Raw genomic sequence first — 20,214 nt, forward strand, 5'->3', positions numbered from 1 at the left:
ATCGAGCGCCGTCAGGCAACGTCGCCGCCACTGCTAGGAGCTGCTCGCGATGGTCTCCGCTCCCGTTCAGCCCGAACTTCGCCGGATGCTCGCACCCCGGACGATCGCCATCGTCGGGGTCAAGGACGCAACCCCCTTCGCCAACTCGGTGGCCCGCACCGTGCAGCACGGCGACGCAGGCGTCTACTTCGTCAATCCCCGGCACGCCTCGGTCCTGGGGCAGCCGACGTACCCAAGCCTCAGCGACCTGCCCGAGCCGGTGGATGCCGTCTATTGCGCGGTCAGCGGCCCTCGGACCCTCGAAATTGCCTCGGAAGCAGCCGGTCTGGGGATTGGCGGCCTGATCGCAGTCGCCAGCGGGTTCGCCGAGGTCGGCGGGCCCGGCATCGAGCGCCAGCAGCAGCTCCTGGCCGCGGCCAAGGCCGGTGGCTACCGTCTGATGGGGCCCAACTGCATGGGCGTGGTCAACGTGCGCCACCAGATCAGCCTGACGATCGCGGCTGATCACCGGCGCCGGCCCGGCGGGATCTCGGTGGTCTCGCAGAGCGGCGCCCTGATGAACGGCGTGGCCATGGCGGCCTGGGAGCGCGGGTCGGTCGGGCTGAACGTCCTGGTCTCCTCCGGCAACGAGGCGGACGTGGACCTGGCCGACTACCTCAACTACCTGGCCGACGATCCCGAGACCAGCTCGATCGCGCTGATCATCGAGCAGATCCGCCGGCCGCCGGAGTTCTTCGCGGCCGCCCGCAAGGCGCTGCGCAACGGCAAGCCGGTGGTGGCGCTGAAACTGGCCCGCAGCGCCCGCACTCAGGAGATGGCGGCCTCCCACACCGGCGCCCTGACCGGCGACGCCTGGGTCTACGAGGTGGCCTTCCGGCAGCACGGCATCGAGATCGCCTTCGACTGCGAGGAGCTGATCGACCGGCTGGCCCTGATGGAACAGCTGGACCCGGCCTACTGGAGCGAGGCCCGGGAACTGGCGGTGCTGACCTACTCCGGTGGTTACGCCTCGATGGTCATGGACGTGGCCACCGACGAGGGCGTCACGGTGCCTGCCCTCGAGGAGTTCCGGCCCTGGGTCGCGCAGAACCTGCCCGGCTCCTCGGTGCCGAACCCGCTGGACACCACCGGCCTGGGCGGCGCGAAATGGCCGGAGATCCTGGAGATGTACGGCTCGTCGGAGCATGTCGATGCGGCGCTCTTCGTGCACCCGCTCTCCGACGCGGACAGCTCATCGGTGGAGATGACCCTGAAACCGTACCTGGACTCGTCCGCCGTTCATCGAAAGCCGTTCATCGTCAGCAACTGTGCCGCTGCGCTGGGCGAATCCGCCCGGCAGGCGGTGGCCGGGACTCCGAGCGCGGCCGAAGGCCACGGGCCCCGCGCGGCTCTGCGCGGGCTGGCCAGTCTTGGTCATTTCGTGCAGGCCCAGCGTTCGGTCGGTATCGAGCCGGTGGCGGCGCCGCTGCTGCCCCGGCCGGCTTCGGACGGCCTGCTGTCCTTCGCCGACAGCATGAACCTTCTTCTTTCTCAGGGCATCCCGGTCGCCCCCTACCATCTGATCGGCGTAGCAGAACCAGCTTCTTCGCCTTCGTTCGCCGGGCCCTTCGTGGTCAAGCTGGCCGATGTCGGGCATCGCACCGAGCACGGCGCGGTGCTGCTGAACGTGGCGCCTGCCGAGCTGAGCACTGCCGTGGATCGGCTGCGGGAGATCGCCCGACGGGATGGACTGGCGGCCACGGTCGCGGTCCAGCCCATGGTGGCGGCCCAGGGCGAAGTCTTTGTCGGCGTGCAGAACTCGGAGCTCGGCCCGCTGGTGGTGTTCGGTCTGGGCGGGGTGCTGGTGGAGGTGCTCAAGCGGGTCGGTGGCCGGATGGCGCCGTTCACGCCCGATACCGCGCGGGCCCTGATCGCCGAGTTCGACGACACCCAGCTGATGCACGGTTTCCGGGGCTCGGCGCCCTGGGACCTGGACGCCCTGACCGACATCCTCGTCCGGATCGGCAATCTCGCGGCCGGTTCCCGGGACTGGCTCGAATCCCTGGACATCAATCCGCTTCTGGTGACGTCTGACGGCTTCCTGGCGGTGGACGCGCTGTTCCTGGCCCGCTCGTAGCTCGCACGGAGGCTTCGCATGCCCTTTCCCCGACGTCAGACGGCCATTGCCGGTGTCTACCGCACCGCCCAGGGCAAACTGCCCGACCGCAGCGCCTTCTCGCTCCAGCTCGAAGCGATCAAGGGGGCGATCGCCGAGGCCGGGATGCAGCTGTCGGACATCGACGGCCTGATGACCCTCTCGGGCTCCAATCATCACCAGGCCCAGGCCGGCTCGCCCACCGACACCCACCAGTTCTGGGCCGAGCAACTGGGCGGGCGGCCGATCCGCTACATCTCGCTCGGCGGCTCGTCCGGCCAGATCGCCAAGGCGTCCGCCGCCATCGCGGCCGGCCTGTGCGAGGTGGCTGTCCTGTTCTACGGCCGGGCCGGTCAGCGTCTGGGTCCCGGGGGCAGCACGGTTCCCACGGCCGCTCCTCGGGTCCCGGAATGGAGCTGGACCGTGCAGGGCGCCTACATGACGCCCTTCTACGCGCTCTGGGCCCAGCGCTACCTGCACGAATTCAAGGTCACCGCCGAGGATCTGGCCGAGGTGGCGGTGGTGAACCGTTACCACGCCACGCTCAACCCTGAGTCGGTGATGGGCCGCAAGGGCGAGATCACGGTGCAGGACGTGGTCGGCTCCCGGATGATCGCCGATCCGCTGCACCTGCTGGACTGTTCGCTGGACAACGACGGCGGCTACGCCGTGGTGCTGACCACGGCCGAGCGCGCTCGGGACGGCGCCAAGAAGCCGGTCTACGTGCTGGGTGGGGCCGAGGCCGTGCACACCGATCTGTACCTCAGCCAGGACGGGGACTGGTTCCCGCCGCAGGGCCGATCCGTGCGCCGGGCCGCCGACGACGCCTTCGCTCTGGCTGGGGTGTCCCGCGACGACATCGACGTGTTCGGCAGCTACGACTGTTTCACCATCACCGCACTGCGCAACTACGAGGAGATGGGCTTCTGCGAGCTGGGTGAAGCAGCGGCCTTCGTCAAGGAGGGCCACACCCGTCTCGGCGGGAAGCTGCCGACCAGTACCGACGGCGGGCTGCTGTCCGGCAGCCACTGCGGCGATCCCTCCGGCCTGCCGATCGTCGAGGTGGTCCGCCAGCTGCGCGGCGAGTGCGGGGCCCGGCAGGTGCCCGACGCCAAGATCGGGCTCACCCATCAGCAGGGCTACGCGGTGCACGGTCTGACCAGCGCAGCCATCCTCGCGGTGGACTAGGGAGAGGAACCCATGTATCTCAAGCCGCTTCCCACGCCCGCAACCCACGTGTTCTGGGACGGACTGCGCCGCCGGGAGTTCCTGGTCCCCCGCTGCAACGACTGTGGCCGTTACGGCTGGATCCCCTACCCCGCCTGCCGGAAGTGCCAGTCCGAGAACCTCGAATGGGTGGCCGTCAGCGGCCGCGCCACGATCTACAGCTACACCCTTGTGCACCGGGGAGCCGGTGCTTTCGCCGCCGACGTGCCTTACGCCATCGTCGCCGCCGCCCTTGTCGAGGACCCCACCGCCTGCGTCGTGCTGGCCAACACCACCGGGATCGCGCCCGAGGACCTGCACATCGGAATGGAAGTCTCGATCGCCTTCGAAGACATCCCCGGAGAAGACATCACGCTCTGGCGAGTCACCAGCTGAGGAGAGTCATGCCCGACAAGAACGCTCAGGTACTGGCCGGCAAGGTCGCCGTCATCACCGGCTCCGGCGGAGGTATCGGCCGGGCCATCGCCGAGGCCATGGTCCGCGAGGGCGCCGCCGTCACAATCGTGGACATCAACGGGGACAACGCCGCCAAGGTGGCCGCGCAGATCCAGGAGACCGGCGGCCGGGCCCTGGCCGTCACCTGCGATGTCGGTGACCGCGCCCAGGTCCGGGAGACCCTCCGGCGCACCGTCGCCGAGTTCGGATCCCTGGACATCCTGGTGAACAACGCCCACGACCTGCGCGAGGTCAAGACCACCTTGCTGGACACCGACGACGAGCACCTCCTGCGCAGCCTGCGCAGTGGCCTGTTCGGCACCTTCTACTTCATGCAGGAGTCCTACCCGCACCTGAAGAACACCGCGGGCGCGGTCGTCAATATCGGTTCGGCCGCCGGAGTGCGCGGTCTGGCCAGCTACTACTCCTATGCCGTCACCAAGGAGGCGATCCGCGCCACCACCCGTGCGGGCGCCAACGAATGGGGTCCGGACGGTATCCGGGTGAACACCATCTGCCCGGCCGCCTACGACACCCCCTCGATGAGCCACTGGAAGACCAAGAGCGAGGAAGAACTGGCGCAGGCCGCCAGCTTCAACCCCCTGCGACGGCTGGGCACGGCCGACGACATCGCTTCGGTGGCGGTCTTCCTGGCCGGCCCGGCCGCCGGCTACATCACTGGGCACACCTTGATGGTTGACGGCGGTTCCACCATCGACGCCGGGCGATGAGTTTTCGAGGGTGAGGGGGTCTGTTTCTTGGAACTGACTTCACTCTCCCCGAAAGGACCTTCTCGTGAGTGTGCAGGGAGTACTGGCGCAGGCCACGGTCCGCGACCTGGGCAATGCCGAGAACTGGTATCACGAGCTCTTCGGCGTCGAGCCCAGTGACCGTCCGATGGCCGGGTTACTGGAATGGCATTTCGGCCCGGGGTACGGGGTTCAGGTCTGGGCCGAGCCCGAACGGGCGGGCCTCTCCACGATCGTGCTGAACGAGAGCGACCTCGAAGGCCTGGCCGCCCGGCTGACGAAGGCCGGGATCGAGCATCCGGACCCCGCGCCGGGCGGCGGTCAGCGCATCCTGCAGGTCTTCGACCCCGACGGTAACCGGATCGTCTTCACCGGCGTCTGAGGCCGACAGTTCAAGACTGCGAAAAGATTCCGGTCTCGCCTGGGGAGAGGGTCAAACGGGAGCTCGGGCCGCACGGTCAACTCCTGAGAATGGGCCGAGCCACGGGGACGAGCTAGTGAATGTGACTGGCCTGCGCCCAGTTCGCGGAGTCCCGCTCGATCTGCGCCCGGCGAGCTTCGGTGGTGCGTTTCTGCGCGCACGCTTCCCAGAAGCCGCAGGCCGAGGCGATCAGGCTGACGGTGCCGATGGCCAGCCCGGCCCGGGATCCGGCCACGAGCCCGCGCAGGATCAGTTCACTCACGCCGATGCAAAGAAAACCCAGGCTGATAAGTTGCCACGCTCGATAATTGGCCACGCTTTACCCCTTGCCGGATTGCGTACTGGGCGGTTCACCTAGGTAAACAGCTGTGACGCACCGTGTCATGGAGGGAAAACCCCTTCAATTCCATTATTTTGCGGTGCAATTGAGCGTTATCTCGGATGCAAAGTCTGACCGTGATGATGCAGCCCTTGCAGAATGCCGAATTCACCGACCGAAGAGTTCGGCACCTGCGGCCATCGCCCCAACGAGTAGACCCAGTTTCCAAATCTGGACTCCTGGTCTAGAGTCGGGGCGAAGGAGTGATGATGACCGACCAGGACGGCAGTGACGAGGACGAGCACCTGATCGCCGAGGCCGAGCGGATCGCGGTGGCGATCGGCCGGATGTTCCCCGGCGTATGCGAGGTGGTGCTGCACGATCTACGCGAACCGGACAACGCCATCCGGGCGATCGAGAACAACCTGTCGGGAAGGCGAGTGGGCGACTCAGCCACGGAACTGGGCCTGCGGCGGATTGCGGATCCGGACTTTCCCAGCGTGGTCCAGAACTACCCCAACCAGTTCCCCGACGGCCGGCCGGCCAAGAGCACGTCGATCGGGCTCAAGAACAGCCAAGGCCGTTACATCGCGGCGCTGTGCCTGAACCTTGACGTCTCGACGCTGTCGCCGATGGCCCTGACCCTGGCCAATCTGGTCGCCACCCAGACCACGACGCTCAGCAACCCGTCTTCAAGTCATGCGGTTCAGGAGACGCTCCGTGACCGGACCGATCGGGAACTTCGATCGTCCGTTGATGCTTTCGCGGCCCGGCTCTCCAGCACACCACGGGCGCTGGGCCGCGAGCACAAGAAGGATCTGGTCCGGCAACTGCACCAGGCGGGATTCTTCGAGTCCGGCAGTACCGCCCAGACCATCGCCGACCTGCTGGGAGTTTCGCGGGCAACGGTCTACAACTATGCGAAGCAGGATCACTGATGGAACTGCGCAACAGCCCGGCGCTGATCCCGCCGAAAGGCCACTACTCCCATGCCGCTGTTCATGGCGGTATCGCGTATGTCGCCGGTCAGCTTCCGATCGGCCGAGACGGTGATCCGCTTCCTGAATTGCCTTTCGCCGAGCAGGTGGGCCAGGTCCTGGACAACTTGGACCGGTGCCTCAGCGCGGCGGGGAGCGATCGGGCACATCTGTTGTCCACGACTGTCTTCGTCACCGATATTCAGCAGTGGCCGCTGTTCGACGAGTTGTACGGCGCCTGGCTCGGTGATCACCGCCCGGCCCGGATCGTCGCCGAAGTAGCCCGGTTGCACTTCGGGTGCGCCGTAGAGGTCGCGGCCGTCGCCGCCGTCCCCGATGAGAAAGATTTCTGATGCGTACGCTGCACGACCTGGACACCCCTTTCGCCGTCGTCGACCGTTCCCGGGTCCTGGCCAACGTCGCGCGGCTGCGCGAGCGACTGGCGCCGCACAACGTCGTTCTCCGCCCGCACGTGAAGACCGCAAAGTCGACCGAGGTGGCCGAGCTGATCTTCGACGGGCGGCCCGGGCCGATCACGGTTTCCACCCTCGCCGAGGCTGAAGCGTTCGCGGACAAGGGGTTTCGTGACATCACCTACGCCGTGGGGATCACCGCCCAGAAGCTGCCCCGGATTCGGGCTCTGCAGGAACGGGGCGTCGTAGTGACCGTGCTTCTCGACAGCGTGGAGCAAGCCGAGGCCGTGGCCGGCATTCCAGCGCTCATCGAGGTCGACTGCGACGGTCATAGAGGCGGAGTCTCAGCCACCGGTGACGAACTGGCTCAGATCGGCCAGGTCCTGACCGAATCGGGTTCTCTGGCCGGGATTCTGCTGCACGCCGGTGAGTCCTACTTCGCCTACACCCCGCAGGAGCTGAAGGCCGCGGCCGTCAACGAAGCAGACGTCGCCCGGCGGGCGGCCACCACCCTTCGCCAGGCCGGCCTGGACGTGCCGACCGTCAGCATCGGTTCCACGCCGACCGCGCACGCCTTCACCACCGACATCGATCTGAGCGGCATCACCGAGGTCCGGGCCGGCAACTACGTCTTCTTCGACCTGGTGATGGCCGGGATCGGGGTCTGCACGGTCGATGATCTGGCGCTGTCGGTCGTCGTCACGGTGATCGGCCACCAGACCTCACGCGGCCAGATCCTCACAGACGGAGGCTGGATGGCCACCTCCCGGGACCGCGGCACTGCGCGTCAGCCGATCGACCAGGGATACGGGCTCGTCGCGGAACTGGACGGCACACTGATCCCGGACCTGTTGATGAGCGACGCCAGCCAGGAGCACGGCACCCTCAGCCTCCGCCCGGGCTCCCCGTACCCTCTACCCAACCTGCCGATCGGCACACGCCTGCGGATTCTCCCCAACCACGCCTGTGCCACCGCCGCTCAGCATCGGCAGTACACAGTGATCAGCTCGCAGGCCGATCTGGTGGTCGAGAACGTCTGGGAGCGCATTCAGGGCTGGTGAGCCCGGGCCGGGCTCACCAGCCCTGGAGCGGTCCTCAGATCGGGGATGCCTCGATGATGGAGAACGGCGAGGGGCGCCCGACGATCCGGTCGAGGTGGAACCCGCCGGCGGCCAGAAGCTCGGTGTACTCCTGGGCGGTGCGCTCGCGGCCGGAGGTTCCGCCCAGCATCACCAGGTCGATCATCTTGGTCGGGTGCGGGGTGTCGTCGGCCGGCACGATGCCCTCGACGACCAGGAGCCGGGAACCGTTGGTGGCGGCCCGGCGGACAGTTCGCAGAATGCGGGTGGCCGACTCGTCGTCCCAGTCGTGCAGCACGAAGCTGAGCAGGTAGACGTCCGCGGCCGGGACCTCGGTGAAGAAGTCACCACCGACGGTCTCGACGCGTTCGCTCAGGCCGCGCTCCCTCATCGCGGCCTCGGCGAGCGGCACCACGGCGGGCAGGTCGAAAACGATGCCGTGCCGGTCGGGGTGGCTGGCCAGAAGTTCGGCCAGGACGCTGCCGTTGGCACCGCCGAGGTCAGCGACCACCTTGCCTTCGGGCAGTTCGTAGCCGTCGAACAGGCCTCGGCGGGAGAAGCCGGTGACGTCGGCCATGGCCCGGCCGAAGAGGGCGGCGCGCTCGGGGTCGGCGGCGATCCAGCTGAAGGGGTCCTGGCCGAGGTAGTGCTCGGTGCCGTTCTCGCCGGTGCGGACCGCGTGCAGCAGGTCGCTGAACGGCAGGTACTGCTGCTCCATCCACATCTGCGCGATGTTGGTCTGGGTCTGCGGGTGGTTACGCGAGAGGGTCGCGCCCAGCTCGGTCGAGGCCACCCGGCCGTCCTCGGTGGTGCGGAACAGACCGAGCATGCCCAGGGTGCGGATCAGCCGGCTGAGCGGCTGGGGCTGGGCGCCGGTGCGCTCGGCCAGTTCGTCCACGGCCAGCGGGCCGTCGTCGAGCAGGGTGCAGATGTCGAGCTTGGCCGCGACGTAGAGCGCCTGCGAGACCTGGAATCCGGCCAGCATCTGGTTCATGAGGACGCTAGGGGGTTGCGGTTCGTTCATCCCGACAGACTGGACGTAGGGACGTCTACAATTCGTAAACGTCCTGTAGACGCCCGCGTAACTGGGCGGCCAGCGCGGGCGCCCGGGGGTCGTCGGCGTCTTCGATCAGGTTCAGCGCCTCTTGGTAGATCGGGGCGGCACGCTCGGTTCCGGTCAGTTCGGCCAGTGCGCACAGCGCCTGCGCGGCCAGGACGAGCGCACCGTGCGGGATGTAGAGGTCGGCGGCCCGGCGGTAGTTGACCTCGGCCTCGTCCCGATCCCCCATCCCCGCCTGGATGAACGCGAGGGTCTGCAGGGTGTCGGCGAACGCGTACGGGCCGAGAGAATCCCCGAGGGCAATGGCCTCCAGGACGTTCTCCAAAGCTGACGAGAACCGGCCGAGCTGAGCCTGGCTGTAGCTGACCGCATTCAAAGCGGCTGCACGCCATCGGGGTTCATGGCCACGCGGATACAGCTCCAGCACCCGTTCGGACTCGGCCAGCGAACCCTCGGCATCGCCCTGCGTATCAAGCACGTACGCGATCTGACGACGGCAGTCAGCCACGGCCTCCCGATCCCCAGCGGCCTCGAAAATCCTCAGCGCCCGCCGCAAACGCTCCTGCGCGGCCGCGAAACGTCGCATGTCCGTGTCCACCTGGGCCAGGCCCCGCAAGGTGTGAGCGATCGCCTCCTGATCATCGAGGCGCTCGGCCGAAGCCATCCCGATCTCCTGCGTGGCCTGCAGTTGATGCCAAAGACCACGCCGGTTCAGGTGATCGCGCATCACCCAGGCCAGCTGCCAGGCATGCCGATCGAACCCCAGCCGGAACGCGTGTTCCTGAACCGCCAGCAGCACCGGCCGCTCGTCCTCGAACCAACGGGCCGGAGGATCATTGAGGACGCTCCCCGGCGCCGGAGCGTCGATGCGCACCCGATACCGGGCCGGGAAATCACGGACACCGGCCGCGTAGGACGTCTGCAAGTAGTAGTCCAGAAGCCGCTGCACCGCCGTCGGTTCCGGTTCGGCCTCGGCCACCAGAGCCCGAACCAGGTCGTGCATGCGGTAGCGCTGCGGCGCATGTTCCTCGAGCAGGTGTGCCGCGGCGATCTCGGCCAGGGCGCTGCCCACCGGACGACCCAGCACGGCAGACATGGCGGGGGCGGTTATTTCAGGGCCCGGATGGGCACTCAAGTTCCAGAATACTTCAGCAGTATCGTCTTTGAGGGCGGTTGCGGACCAGGACAAGGTCGCGCGGACGTCCAGCACATTGTCCGGGGTGCGCAACGCGTCCAGATGAGCATCGCGCAGTTCCGCCGCGATCGCGGCCAGAGGAACGTGCCCGTTGATCGCCGCCCGGGCGGCCACCACGACCAAGGCGAGGGGTAAACGTCCACAATAGTCAATGATCTCGCGCACTGCGGCGGGCTCGGCCGCGACCCGATCCCGGCCCAGCCGATCGGCCAGGATGTTCTCGGCCTCTCCGGTCGAGGGTGGCTTGAGCGGCAGCACCCGGGCACCGGCACGAGCGACCAGGCCGGACAGGGTGCTTCGGCTGGTCACCAGGACCACGGATTCGCCCGCGCCCGGCAGAAGATCCTGAATCTGCTCGTACGTGGACGCATTGTCCAGCAGGATCAGCATCTTTCGGCCAGTCAGCTCGGTGCGGAACCGGGCCGCCCGGTCGGCCTGCCGTAGCGGGACATCGCCCGCCGCCACCCCCAGTGCCAGCAGGAATCCATGCAGAACGTCCGCGGTATCAGCCGGATCCAGGCTCGGATCGTAGCCCCGCAGATCGGCGTAGAGCTGACCGTCGGTGAACCGGAAGCTCTGCCGATGAGCCCACCGCAGCGCCAGCGCCGTCTTGCCGACCCCGCCCATTCCCGTGACGATCAGGATCCCTGACGGCCCGGCGTCCTGCTGAAGTTCATGGTCACGGCCGGCGAAAACCGCTGGCTCTGAGGGCAGCTGAGCCGGTTTCAGAGACGTCCGGATCAGGCCGGGATCAGCCTTCAGGATACGGGCGTACAGTTCCCGCAGCTCCGGTCCGGGCTCGAGCCCCAGTTCCGCGGCGATCCGCTCGCGGCAGGCGTGATACACCGCGAGCGCCTCGGCCTGACGCCCGAGTTGGTACAGCGCGGTGACGAGCAGCCGGCACAGTTGTTCGTCGAGCGGTTCGGCGGCAAGCAGTTCGCGCAGTTCCGGTTCGATCGCCTGCGCCCGTCTGCGTCGCAGGTCGATCTCAAGCTTCGCGATCCGGGCGTTCCGGTGCCGGGCTTCCAACCCCGAACGCCTCAACTCGGCTCCGGGGCCGACCACTCCGGCCAGCGCTGGTCCCCTCCACCGGCCGAGCGCTTCTTGGAGGGTCTGCGCGGCCGCGATCAGGTCTCCGGTCCGCTCGGCGGCCAGCACCAGAGCGTCGAACTCGTCGAGGTCCAGTCGGACTTCGAGGCGATACCCACCGGCGACCGATTCAATGGCCAACCCCGAACGACGCAAACGGTGGACGTATGTGCGGACGATGGTGGAGGCGGTGGCGGGTGCAGTCGGGCCCCACAACTCATCGACGAGTTCGGCCGGGCCGGCCGGTTTCCCTCGGCGCAGAGCGAGCGCAACCAGGAGGGCTTCCTGCTGCGGCGACCCGGTAGGGATCTCCCCCTGTGGACCCCGGACGACGACAGGGCCCAGTACCGCGACGAGTACGGCCTCCCCTGTTTCGGTCACCACGCGGCCCAACAGTACCGGTCGCGTCCATCTGGCCCGCACGCGTCCGCAAGCCCTCTTGAAGGACACGGACCCGCCGGCGCCGTCACGCGCCGGCGGGTCCGTGCCGACAGGCCCTACACCCGGTCGGCCTTGGTGAACGCCACCGCGCTCTTGCCCTTGACGGTGACCTTGGCCTTCCCGTTGGCGCCGACCGTCACGGTCGGCCCCGAGCACTTACCCTTCTTGGCCACTCCGGTGGTGACGTTGCAGTACGTTCCGGCGGGCAGACCAGTGCTGAAAGTGGCTGTCTTGTCTACCTTGTCGTTGTTCAGAGCCACCCATCCCGCGTTACCCCGGCTGAACGCGATCAGGTTTCCGCCGTCGTCCCACCAGTTCTTCACCGGTGCCTTACCCACGTGATTGTGGAACGAGACCATGCCCGTGACCGCGGGGTCCGAGTGCACGCAGACCCATTCTTTCGAGGCGCAGTCCGTGTCGGTGATGTACCCGTCCTGGTCCGAGGGCGGGGAGGCGTCCGTGGCATCCCAGGCGAAACTGCTGTATACCTGCGGCGTTCCGTAGCCGTAGGCGAGCAGGAACTGCTGGGCCAGGACGTTCGTGGCTCCGTCCTTGTAGTTGAGTGAGTCGCCGTTGCGCTCGGTGTCGTGGTTCTGCACGAAGCTCAGCGTCTTCTCGCTCGGGGTCAGGCCGGAGCCCTCGCCGAAGCCCTGCAACGTGGCCAGGCTGCCGGGGGCGTCGACGGGGTAGCTCTTGAACGCGTTCTTGAGCTGGATGTCGCCGTCCAGGCCGAGCACCGCCGAACCAGCGCTGGTGAAGGCCTGCGGGGACAGGTAGCCGGGCCCGCCGCCGAAGATCTCCAGCGCCACATACGGCCGGGAGCCGTCCACGGTGTTGCGCAGCTTCTTCTGCAGGGCGATCATGTCGGCCTGCCCGACGTGCTTGGCCGCGTCCACCCGGAACCCGGAAACGCCCCAGCCGATCAGCTTGTTCAGGTAGCCGGCCAGCTCGTTCTGGACCTTGGGCCGGTCGGTGCGCAGATCGGCCAGGCCCACCAGCTCGCACTTGCGCACCTGCTGCAGGTTGTTGAAGTCGTCGATGCCGCCGGTCGTGGACGGGCAGTCGGTGCCCTTCTGGTGGAAGTCCGCGGCGTCGTACAGGCCGGGGTACTCGAAGTGCGAGTACTTGCGCCCGCCGTAGGAGATCGCGCCCTGCCCGGTCATGTGGTTGACCACGGCGTCCACGTAGACCTTGACCCCGGCCTGGCGGCAGGTCTTCACCATGGCCCGGAACTCGGCCTCGGTGCCCATCCGCCCGGCCAGGTCGTACGAGACCGGCTGATAGATCTCCCACCACGGATGAAGGACGGTGTCGCTGCCGTTGCCGAGTTCGGTGCGCTTGAGCGAGTCAGCCGGCTGGGAGACCTGAACCCCGGCATAACCGGCCGGGCCGAGGACGTCGGTGCACTCGGTGGCCACGGAGGTCCAGTTCCACTGGAACAGGTTCGCCATCACGTCGGAACGGCCCGGACCGGCTGCCGGTGGTGTCGATGGCGAGTCCAGCGCCTGTATCCCGACCAGGGGCAGACCGATCGCCGCCAGAACGGCGAGAGCGCTGAGGGACGACGAGCGTACGGACATGCGTTCCCCTATGAGTCGACGCTGAACTCACTCTTGGCCAGAGGAACGCTAACGGTCGGCCCGCACGCAGGGCTACCCCTTCGTCACCGCCCGCTCTGCTACCGCCCGCGCAGCCGGTGCCAGAGCCAGTCCGGGGTGTGCTCGTCGTCACGGGTGAACCATGCAGTGTCGCAACGGTAGTCGTAGGTGCTGGGCTGGCGCGGGCCGGAGAAGGTCGGCTCGTGCTCGTAGTCGTAGTCCGCCTCGAACCGGCCGTCCTCGGTCACGGTGATCCGGATCGAGTACCAGGCCCCGCTGCCGGGCAGGTAGAGGGCCTCGCGCAGCCGGTACAGGTAGCCCCAGTGCACGGTCGGCAGGAAGATCCCGGTACTGCCGTCGGCCTGCTCGTACTCGGCCTCGCACTCCACGAACTGCGCGCCCACCAGGTACCCGTAGAACGTGAACGCCTTCACCCCCGGCGGGGCGTCGGCCTGGGCCAGCCCGACGATGCAGCGCAGCTGAAGCTGCGGATCGATCAGCCCCGACTCCGAGCGGATCTGCTCGTACCCGTCCCAGCCGGGCCACGGCTTGTCCGGCGCCGACCAGGTGAGGTTCGGGTTGTCGGACGGCCAGACCCCCTCGGGGCGGCGATCGATCGAAGGCCTGGCCCCCGTCAGTACCGCCGGGAGAACCCGGTCCGCACGCTTCCATCTGCTCAAGAGCCTGCCCAGCATGGGCGAAGCCTACGGGCACGTACGAACCGGCTCCCACCAGCCTTTATGCGCCGAGCACCGGGTTCGCGAGGATTGTCCGGGCCCGGACCGCCTCATCGCGCCCCTCCAGCACCAGGCGTCGCAGCCAGGCCGGCGGCTGGGCCTCGGCCAGGTAGCGCTCGGTCATCGCCGGCAGGTCCGCCGACCCCAGCGCCGAGGGGAACGCCGCCGTGGCGAACGACTGGGTGCGCTCGCTCGGCCAGGTGTCCACCACTGTGGTCAGGACGTCGAAGTACGCCTGGGCCCGGTCCTCGACCAGGGCCACGTGCTCGGGCGCCCCGAACCCACCGAGCGCCGCCTTCAGCGTGCCCAGCGGCTGCTCCCCGCCGACGATCGCCTGCCAGGCGGCTGCCTTCGCCTCGGGCGTGGGCAGCGCCGCGGTGCAGGCGGCCGCGTTCAGCCGGCCCTTGTCTGTGGGGTCCCGCTGCAGCTCAGCGTCGATCTGTTCCTGAGCGGCCTGACCGGTGACCACCAGGCGCAGCAGCAGGCTCCAGCGCAGATCGGCGTCGACCACCACGCCCGGCACCGCATCTGAGCCTTCTTCGAGCAGAGCCTGGAGGACCGCCAGTTGCTCGGGCGAGGTCGCGGAGGCCACGAACGCCCGCGCGTAGGCCAGCTGTTCCGGTGATCCCGGCGTCTGCGCAGCGGCCAGGTTCAGCAGGCCATCGGCCAGGGTGCTCAGCGTGCCGACCCGCTCGGCCGCCGGCAGATACTGCTTGGCCGCAGCGACGGCCTGGTTCAGCAGGGTGCGACGAACCGTGGCGTTGGGCATGGCCGCCACGTGCTGCAGCACGAGTGCGGCGTAGCGGCTCGGGTGCAGACGGGCGTCCCGCAGCAGGTCCCAGAGAATCGTCCAGCAGATCGCCTGAGCCAGCGGATCACTGATCTGGCCCAGGCTCGCCAGCACCGTGCCCAGCGAGGCCTCGTCCAGATCGACCTTGGCGTAGGTCAGGTCGTCGTCGTTGACCAGCACCAGGTCGGCCGACGCCTGCCCGATCAGCTCGGTCAGCTCGGTCCGGGCCCCGGCGATGTCCACCTCGGCCCGGTGCCGGCGCAGCAGCTCCGAGCCCTTGAACTCGTACAGCCCCACCGCGATCCGGTGCGGGCGCAGCGTCGGGTGCTCGGCCGGCGCGGTCTGCACCACCGCGAAGCTGGAGTAGGTGCCGGACTCGTCCACCGTGAACTCGGCCCGCAACGTGTTGGGCCCGGTGGTCTCCAGCCAGTCCGCCGACCAGCCGGTCAGGTCCCGGCCGGTCTCCTCCTTCAGCGCGGTCAGCAGATCGGCCAGGGTGGCGGTGCTCCAGGCGTGGCGGGCGAAGTAGCGGCGCAGGGCCGCGAAGAAGGTGTCCGGGCCGATCGTGGCCACCAGCTGCTTCAGGACCGACGCGCCCTTGTGATAGGTGATCGCGTCGAAGTTCACCTCCATCGAACGGATGTCGACGATGTCGGCCGCGATCGGGTGCGTGGTGGACAGCTGGTCCTGCCGGTAGGCGCGGGCCTTGGCGTTGTCCGCGAAAGTGACCCAGGCGTCCTTGTACCGGGTGCTGCCGACCAGGGCGCTGGCCGCCGCGTAGGTGGCGAACGACTCGTTCAGCCACAGGTCGTCCCACCACTGCATGGTGACCAGGTCGCCGAACCACATGTGCGACATCTCGTGCAGGATCGTCGCGGCCCGGTTCTCCCGCTCGGCGTCGGTGACCCGCGAGCGGAACACGTACGTCTCGGTGAAGGTGACGCAGCCCGGGTTCTCCATCGCGCCGAGGTTGAACTCGGGCACGAAGGCCTGGTCGTACTTGCCGAACGGGTAGGCCATCCCGAACGTGGTGTGGAAGTAGCCGAAGCCCTGCCGGGTGATCTCCAGGATCTCCTCGGCGTCGAAGTGCGGGGCCAGCGACTGCCTGCACAGCGCGCGCAGCGGGATGACCGCCTGGTCGTCGCGGTACTCGCCGGAGACCACGTGGTACGGCCCGGCGACGATCGCGGCCAGATAGGTCGAGATCCGCTCGGTCTCGGCGAACTTCCAGCGCCGGCCCGGCTCCACGTCCTGCACCGCAAGTTCCGGGGAGTTGGACACCACTTCCCAGTCGGCCGGGGCGGTGACGGTGAGCGTGTACCGCGCCTTCAGGTCGGGCTGGTCGAAGCAGGCGAACACCCGCTGCGCGTCCGCAGTAGCGAACTGGCTGTGCAGATAGACCCGCTCGTCCACCGGGTCGACGAAGCGGTGCAGCCCCTGCCCGGTACCGGAGTAGGCAAAGTCCGCGACCACCCGCAGCGTGTTCTCGGCCGCCAGGTACGGCAACGTGATCCGGCCGTCGGCGTCCGCGCTCAGCGGGGTGCCGTCCAGGTCGATCTGGTGACCGGTGGCGTCGGTGGTCTCGATGAACACGGTCGCGCCGGGCTGGGAGCAGGCGAACCGCACAACGGTGGTGGAGCGGAACGCCTCAGGCCCGGTGGTGAGGTCGAGTTCGATGTCGTACGAGTGGACGGTGAGCAACTGGCTACGCCGCGCTGCTTCGTCCCGTGTCAAGTTCCCAGCCATGGGCCGAAGCCTATTCGCAGCCACCTATCCTCACAGCCATGGCTTCCCCCACCGCGTTGCTCGCTGCGGCTCAGGCTGCTCCTGGGTTCATGCCGCCCCACGAGGGCCGGGCGCTCTACCAGGCCGCCCTGGACACCCTGGTCACCGGGCCCTTCCTCGAGGTCGGCAGCTGGATGGGCAAGTCCGCGCTCTACCTCGCGGCGGCCGCCCAGCAGCGCGAGACCCAGGTGGTCACGGTGGACCATCACCGCGGTTCCGAGGAACACCAGCCCGGCTGGGAGTACCACGACCCCCAGCTGGTGGACCCGGTCACCGGCCGGATCGACACGCTGCCGATCTTCCGCCGCACCATCGCCCAGGCCGACGCCGAGGACGTGGTGGTCGCCGTGGTGACCCGCGGCGAGACCTTGGCTGCGCTCTGGAGCACCCCGCTGAGCTTCCTGTTCATCGACGGCAGCCACACCGACGAGTCGGCCCAGCGCGACCTCGCCTGCTGGGCCCCGCACCTGGCTCCCAACGGCACTCTGGCCATTCACGACGTCTTTCCCGACCCCAACGACGGGGGTCAGGCGCCGTTCCGGATGTACCAGACAGCAGTGGAAACCGGTGACTACGAGGAGCTTCCCGGCACCGATTCGCTGCGCCTGCTACGCAAGAAGCCCTAGGTCGTCGTCCTCGGCCCACCGGTGACCAAACACCTCACCGGTGGCCTTACCCCCTTGAATGAGATCTACGGCCAGCACCATCGCCGCGCCGGTCCAGGTGCTGCGCTCCACCGGCCAGCGCTTCCCGTCCTCCAGAACCAGACCCGTCCAATAAGAACCGTCCTGCTCACGCAGATGCTGCATGGCCGCGACCATCTCGGTCGCCCGCTCCAGATCGCCTACCCCCGCCAGAGCCAGCGCTAGTTCGCAAGTCTCGGCGCCGGTCACCCACGGTCGGTCGTCCACACAACGGATTCCCTTCCCCGGCACAACAAACCGTTCCCACCGGGCGGCAAAGCGTTCGTCGGCATCCTTGTCGCGCAGCACGCCACCGAGCACCGGGTAGTACCAGTCCATCGAATAACGGTCACGATCAATAAAAACGGACGGTGTGGGCACCTTTGCGAACGATGTCACCGATGCGCCGGCGCAGTGCGCAGTAATGGCCTCGGCCAGCCTGTGGGCCGCGCGTTCCCACTCCCCCGCGATGTCCGGACGACCCATCACCAGGGCGATCCGCACGCCGCACCGCAACGCGTGATGAATGCTCGAGCATCCGGTCAGCAGCGCGGCCGGGTCCGGTGAGCCTTCGGGTGAACGGGCCCAGCCGATCGTCCCGTCCGGATTGGCCAGTCCCAGAACGAAATCCAGGGCCCGCCGCACGGTGGGCCACATCATTTCCAGGCACTCGTCGCCGTAACCACTGAGCCAGTGATGCAGCACCCCGACTGCCACGTACGCCGCGTGATTGCTCTCCGCGGTCGCATCGAGCACCGAGCCGTCGGAGGCATATCGCGCCGCCCAGCTGCCGTCCGCGCGTTGTTCCCGCTTGAGCCATTCGTACCCGGCCCGGGCTCGGGTCCGGTGACCCCGCACGTCCAGCGCCATCAGGCACTCGACGTGATCCCAGACATCCACGTGCCCGCCGTCCTCCCAGGGCACCGCGCCACCGGGAAGCTGGACCAGCGCGATACTGTCGGCCGTCGCCTTGACCTCGACCGGCGACGGAAGCGACTGGCTCACGCGGCTTTACGCAGGTAAAGAACCACGCTCTTACCGATCAGCGGGTTCAGCGCCGACTCCAGCACCCTGGTCAACGCCGGCTTCTTCACGATGTCCCAGACCAGCAGCCGGTGATACGCCCGCACCACCGCCGCGTCCCGATTCACCCCGACCGCGCACTTCAGCCACCAGTACACGCTGTGCAGCGCATGGGCATGACTGGTCGAGGTGTGCTCCAGCCCGGCGTCCCGGCACAGCGCGGCCAGGTCCGAGGCCTTGTAGATCCGCACGTGCCCACCCTCGTTGGCGTGGTACTCGTCCGACAGCGCCCAGCAGATCCGCTCCGGCAGCCAGCGCGGCACCGTGATCGCCGCCAGCCCGCCCGGTTTCAGGACCCGGGCCAACTCGAAGACCGCACTCGCATCGTCCTCGATGTGTTCCAGGACCTCAGAGGCGATGACCCGGTCGAAGGACGCGTCGGGGAACGGAAGGGTGCGAAGGTCACCGACGACCGGGGCAGTTCGGGTGCCGGCCGGCGTCTCCCCGGCCAGATCCATGGCACCCGTCCAGGTGCGGGTGGTGGCCAGGTCCCGGTGCGAAAGGTCCAGCGAAACCACATGCGCGCCGCGGCGATACGCCTCGAACGTGTGCCGGCCCTCTCCGCAGCCCAGATCCAGCAGATCCATCCCGGCCCGGACGTCCAGCCGGTCGTAGTCCAGCGTCAGCAACTAACCCGCCCTACCATTCGTCGAATCCACCGCTTCGGAGTACCACTGCGCCGTCCGGCTGGCCGTCAAGCGCCAGGTGAACTGCTCCACGACCCGCTTGCGCCCGGCCTCCCCCAGACGCCGGGCGAGCTCGCCGTCGTCCAAAAGCCTTCCGATCGAACGCGCCAGAGCATCCACATCCCCCGAAGGAACGTGCAGCGCCGCCAGCCCGTCCGGCCCCACCACCTCCGGCAACGCCCCCGCCGTCGTCACCACCAGCGGCTTGCCACAGGCCATGGCCTCCACCGCCGGCAACGAGAACCCTTCGTAGCGTGAGGGAACCACCGCGGCCTGGGCGCTGCGGAACAAAGCCGCGAGCGCCTCGTCCGTAAGCCCTTGAACGAACCGGACCACCCCGCTCAACCCGAGCCGCGTGATCGCCTGATCCGCCGCCCCACCCGGGCGCGGCGCCCCCACCACGACCAGCTCGACCGGCCGCTCCGCAGCTACCTTGGCCACTGCCTCGATCAGGTCGTTCAGACCCTTCAACGGCACGTCCGCGCTGGCCACCGCCACCACTCGGCCGGCCACCGCCTCGTCGGACGAGCCCGGCGCGAACGTCTCCTCGTCCACCCCGACGCCGATCACCCGCAACCGCTGCGCCCGCACCCCGAACGCCCGCACGATCTCGTCCCGCGATGCCTGCGACACCGTGGTCAGCCAGGGCAGCTGCCGGGCCACCCGCGCCTGCATCCGGCAGAACGCGTACCAGCGCCGCAACGACAGCTGCTTCCACCGGTCCCCCGCTTGGCGCGCCGCCGCCAACTCCAGATCGCGATCGACCGTAATCGGGTGATGCACCGTGGCGACCAGCGGAATCCCCCGCCGCTTGAGCTCCTCCCGGAGACCGAGAAGGCCGTACCCCAGCGACTGGTTGTCGTGCACCACGTCGAACTCGTCCAGCCGCGAGCGCAGGTGATGCCACGCCCGTAGCGAGAACGTGAGCGGCTCCGGGAACGCCGCCGTGCACATCAGCCCCCACTCCAGCGCATCCACCGGGGAGCGGAACTCGCGCAGGCGCGGCGTACGGAACGGGTCGGGCTCGCGATACAGGTCCAGGTTGCGGATGTGCGTCAGCTTCACGCCGGGGTCCAGCTCGGGCAGCGGCGGGGACGAGAACACCTCGACCTGATGCCCCAGAGTGACCAGCTCACGGGACAGATGGCGCACGTAGATGCCCTGCCCACCGCTGTGCGGCTTGCTGCGATACGACAGCAGCGCGATCCTCAACCGCCGGTCCGTGTCCATGAGCTGATCACGATATCGGCTGAACTCGCCCCGGCACGAGACAACGCTGGTCACAGCTGCCCCGGATTGCACGCTTCGCCCGG

At 68.3% G+C, this 20,214-nt stretch carries 18 protein-coding genes; 9 read left to right on the forward strand and 9 right to left on the reverse strand.

The window, feature by feature from the left end; translation table 11 throughout:
• The first annotated feature begins 49 nt into the window (after positions 1-49).
• From LR394_RS26525 to LR394_RS26545, 5 genes are all read left to right on the forward strand, one after another.
• Positions 50-2,116 (forward strand): acetate--CoA ligase family protein, encoded by a 2,067-nt coding sequence (locus LR394_RS26525; protein WP_231447013.1) that lies wholly within the window; start codon positions 50-52, stop codon positions 2,114-2,116.
• A gap of 18 nt (positions 2,117-2,134) precedes the next feature.
• On the forward strand, positions 2,135-3,322 hold the full coding sequence (locus tag LR394_RS26530; protein ID WP_231447015.1) for a thiolase family protein: 1,188 nt from the start codon (positions 2,135-2,137) through the stop codon (positions 3,320-3,322).
• A 12-nt stretch (positions 3,323-3,334) separates the two neighbouring features.
• A complete protein-coding gene (locus LR394_RS26535; protein ID WP_231447017.1) occupies positions 3,335-3,736 on the forward strand; it encodes a Zn-ribbon domain-containing OB-fold protein in 402 nt (133 codons plus the stop codon).
• Between the two features lie 8 nt (positions 3,737-3,744).
• Positions 3,745-4,527, forward strand: a complete 783-nt coding sequence (locus LR394_RS26540; protein WP_231447018.1) for an SDR family NAD(P)-dependent oxidoreductase — start codon at positions 3,745-3,747, stop codon at positions 4,525-4,527.
• A gap of 64 nt (positions 4,528-4,591) precedes the next feature.
• Entirely contained in the window at positions 4,592-4,927 is a 336-nt protein-coding gene (locus LR394_RS26545; RefSeq protein ID WP_231447019.1) for a VOC family protein, read from the forward strand.
• Positions 4,928-5,039: 112 nt separating this feature from the next.
• On the opposite strand, the gene LR394_RS26550 is transcribed toward LR394_RS26545, so the two are convergent.
• Complete coding sequence (locus tag LR394_RS26550; RefSeq protein WP_231447020.1) at positions 5,040-5,228, reverse strand: hypothetical protein; 189 nt, start codon at positions 5,226-5,228, stop codon at positions 5,040-5,042.
• A 326-nt stretch (positions 5,229-5,554) separates the two neighbouring features.
• Between LR394_RS26550 and LR394_RS26555 the strand changes: the two genes are divergently transcribed.
• Genes LR394_RS26555 through LR394_RS26565 form a run of 3 tightly spaced genes read left to right on the forward strand, consistent with a single transcriptional unit; the run spans position 5,555 to position 7,736 of the window.
• Complete coding sequence (locus LR394_RS26555) at positions 5,555-6,223, forward strand: helix-turn-helix transcriptional regulator (RefSeq protein ID WP_231447021.1); 669 nt, start codon at positions 5,555-5,557, stop codon at positions 6,221-6,223.
• Positions 6,223-6,615: a RidA family protein gene (locus LR394_RS26560; protein WP_231447022.1), complete on the forward strand. Its 393-nt coding sequence runs from the start codon at positions 6,223-6,225 to the stop codon at positions 6,613-6,615. Before LR394_RS26555 ends, LR394_RS26560 begins: the two co-directional genes overlap by 1 nt.
• Positions 6,615-7,736 (forward strand): alanine racemase, encoded by a 1,122-nt coding sequence (locus LR394_RS26565; RefSeq protein WP_231447024.1) that lies wholly within the window; start codon positions 6,615-6,617, stop codon positions 7,734-7,736. The genes LR394_RS26560 and LR394_RS26565 overlap by 1 nt, the downstream gene beginning before the upstream one ends.
• A gap of 34 nt (positions 7,737-7,770) precedes the next feature.
• On the opposite strand, the gene LR394_RS26570 is transcribed toward LR394_RS26565, so the two are convergent.
• The 5 genes from LR394_RS26570 to pepN form a co-directional block, all read right to left on the reverse strand.
• On the reverse strand, positions 7,771-8,778 hold the full coding sequence (locus LR394_RS26570) for an acetylserotonin O-methyltransferase (RefSeq protein ID WP_231447026.1): 1,008 nt from the start codon (positions 8,776-8,778) through the stop codon (positions 7,771-7,773).
• Between the two features lie 25 nt (positions 8,779-8,803).
• Positions 8,804-11,482: an AfsR/SARP family transcriptional regulator gene (locus LR394_RS26575; RefSeq protein ID WP_231447028.1), complete on the reverse strand. Its 2,679-nt coding sequence runs from the start codon at positions 11,480-11,482 to the stop codon at positions 8,804-8,806.
• Positions 11,483-11,595: 113 nt separating this feature from the next.
• Positions 11,596-13,119, reverse strand: coding sequence for an alpha-amylase (locus LR394_RS26580; protein WP_231447030.1), 1,524 nt, complete (start codon positions 13,117-13,119; stop codon positions 11,596-11,598).
• Between the two features lie 98 nt (positions 13,120-13,217).
• Positions 13,218-13,832, reverse strand: a complete 615-nt coding sequence (locus LR394_RS26585; RefSeq protein ID WP_231447032.1) for a hypothetical protein — start codon at positions 13,830-13,832, stop codon at positions 13,218-13,220.
• A gap of 43 nt (positions 13,833-13,875) precedes the next feature.
• On the reverse strand, positions 13,876-16,410 hold the full coding sequence (gene pepN, locus LR394_RS26590) for an aminopeptidase N (RefSeq protein WP_231447035.1): 2,535 nt from the start codon (positions 16,408-16,410) through the stop codon (positions 13,876-13,878).
• Between the two features lie 38 nt (positions 16,411-16,448).
• Between pepN and LR394_RS26595 the strand changes: the two genes are divergently transcribed.
• Positions 16,449-17,075: a class I SAM-dependent methyltransferase gene (locus tag LR394_RS26595; protein WP_231447037.1), complete on the forward strand. Its 627-nt coding sequence runs from the start codon at positions 16,449-16,451 to the stop codon at positions 17,073-17,075.
• On the opposite strand, the gene LR394_RS26600 is transcribed toward LR394_RS26595, so the two are convergent.
• The 3 genes from LR394_RS26600 to LR394_RS26610 are packed head-to-tail and all read right to left on the reverse strand — an operon-like array spanning position 17,058 to position 20,113.
• The gene (locus tag LR394_RS26600; protein ID WP_231447039.1) at positions 17,058-18,137 is read right to left on the reverse strand and encodes a prenyltransferase/squalene oxidase repeat-containing protein; all 1,080 of its coding nucleotides are present in this window, start codon (positions 18,135-18,137) and stop codon (positions 17,058-17,060) included. The two genes, LR394_RS26595 and LR394_RS26600, sit on opposite strands and share 18 nt — an antisense overlap.
• Positions 18,134-18,844 (reverse strand): class I SAM-dependent methyltransferase, encoded by a 711-nt coding sequence (locus LR394_RS26605; protein WP_231447041.1) that lies wholly within the window; start codon positions 18,842-18,844, stop codon positions 18,134-18,136. Before LR394_RS26605 ends, LR394_RS26600 begins: the two co-directional genes overlap by 4 nt.
• On the reverse strand, positions 18,845-20,113 hold the full coding sequence (locus LR394_RS26610) for a glycosyltransferase family 4 protein (protein WP_407937132.1): 1,269 nt from the start codon (positions 20,111-20,113) through the stop codon (positions 18,845-18,847).
• Positions 20,114-20,214: the final 101 nt, after the last annotated feature.

Source organism: Kineosporia babensis (assembly GCF_021129305.1).
In the GTDB taxonomy this organism is placed as follows: domain Bacteria; phylum Actinomycetota; class Actinomycetes; order Actinomycetales; family Kineosporiaceae; genus Kineosporia; species Kineosporia babensis.

What these genes read in the sequence shown, in the direction of transcription:
- LR394_RS26525 (WP_231447013.1), top strand. Translation starts at nt 50, where the DNA reads ATGGTCTCCGCTCCCGTTCAGCCCGAACTTCGCCGGATGCTCGCACCC.
- LR394_RS26530 (WP_231447015.1), top strand. Translation starts at nt 2,135, where the DNA reads ATGCCCTTTCCCCGACGTCAGACGGCCATTGCCGGTGTCTACCGCACC.
- LR394_RS26535 (WP_231447017.1), top strand. Translation starts at nt 3,335, where the DNA reads ATGTATCTCAAGCCGCTTCCCACGCCCGCAACCCACGTGTTCTGGGAC.
- LR394_RS26540 (WP_231447018.1), top strand. Translation starts at nt 3,745, where the DNA reads ATGCCCGACAAGAACGCTCAGGTACTGGCCGGCAAGGTCGCCGTCATC.
- LR394_RS26555 (WP_231447021.1), top strand. Translation starts at nt 5,555, where the DNA reads ATGACCGACCAGGACGGCAGTGACGAGGACGAGCACCTGATCGCCGAG.
- LR394_RS26560 (WP_231447022.1), top strand. Translation starts at nt 6,223, where the DNA reads ATGGAACTGCGCAACAGCCCGGCGCTGATCCCGCCGAAAGGCCACTAC.
- LR394_RS26565 (WP_231447024.1), top strand. Translation starts at nt 6,615, where the DNA reads ATGCGTACGCTGCACGACCTGGACACCCCTTTCGCCGTCGTCGACCGT.
- LR394_RS26570 (WP_231447026.1), bottom strand. Translation starts at nt 8,778, where the DNA reads ATGAACGAACCGCAACCCCCTAGCGTCCTCATGAACCAGATGCTGGCC.
- LR394_RS26580 (WP_231447030.1), bottom strand. Translation starts at nt 13,119, where the DNA reads ATGTCCGTACGCTCGTCGTCCCTCAGCGCTCTCGCCGTTCTGGCGGCG.
- LR394_RS26585 (WP_231447032.1), bottom strand. Translation starts at nt 13,832, where the DNA reads ATGCTGGGCAGGCTCTTGAGCAGATGGAAGCGTGCGGACCGGGTTCTC.
- pepN (WP_231447035.1), bottom strand. Translation starts at nt 16,410, where the DNA reads ATGGCTGGGAACTTGACACGGGACGAAGCAGCGCGGCGTAGCCAGTTG.
- LR394_RS26595 (WP_231447037.1), top strand. Translation starts at nt 16,449, where the DNA reads ATGGCTTCCCCCACCGCGTTGCTCGCTGCGGCTCAGGCTGCTCCTGGG.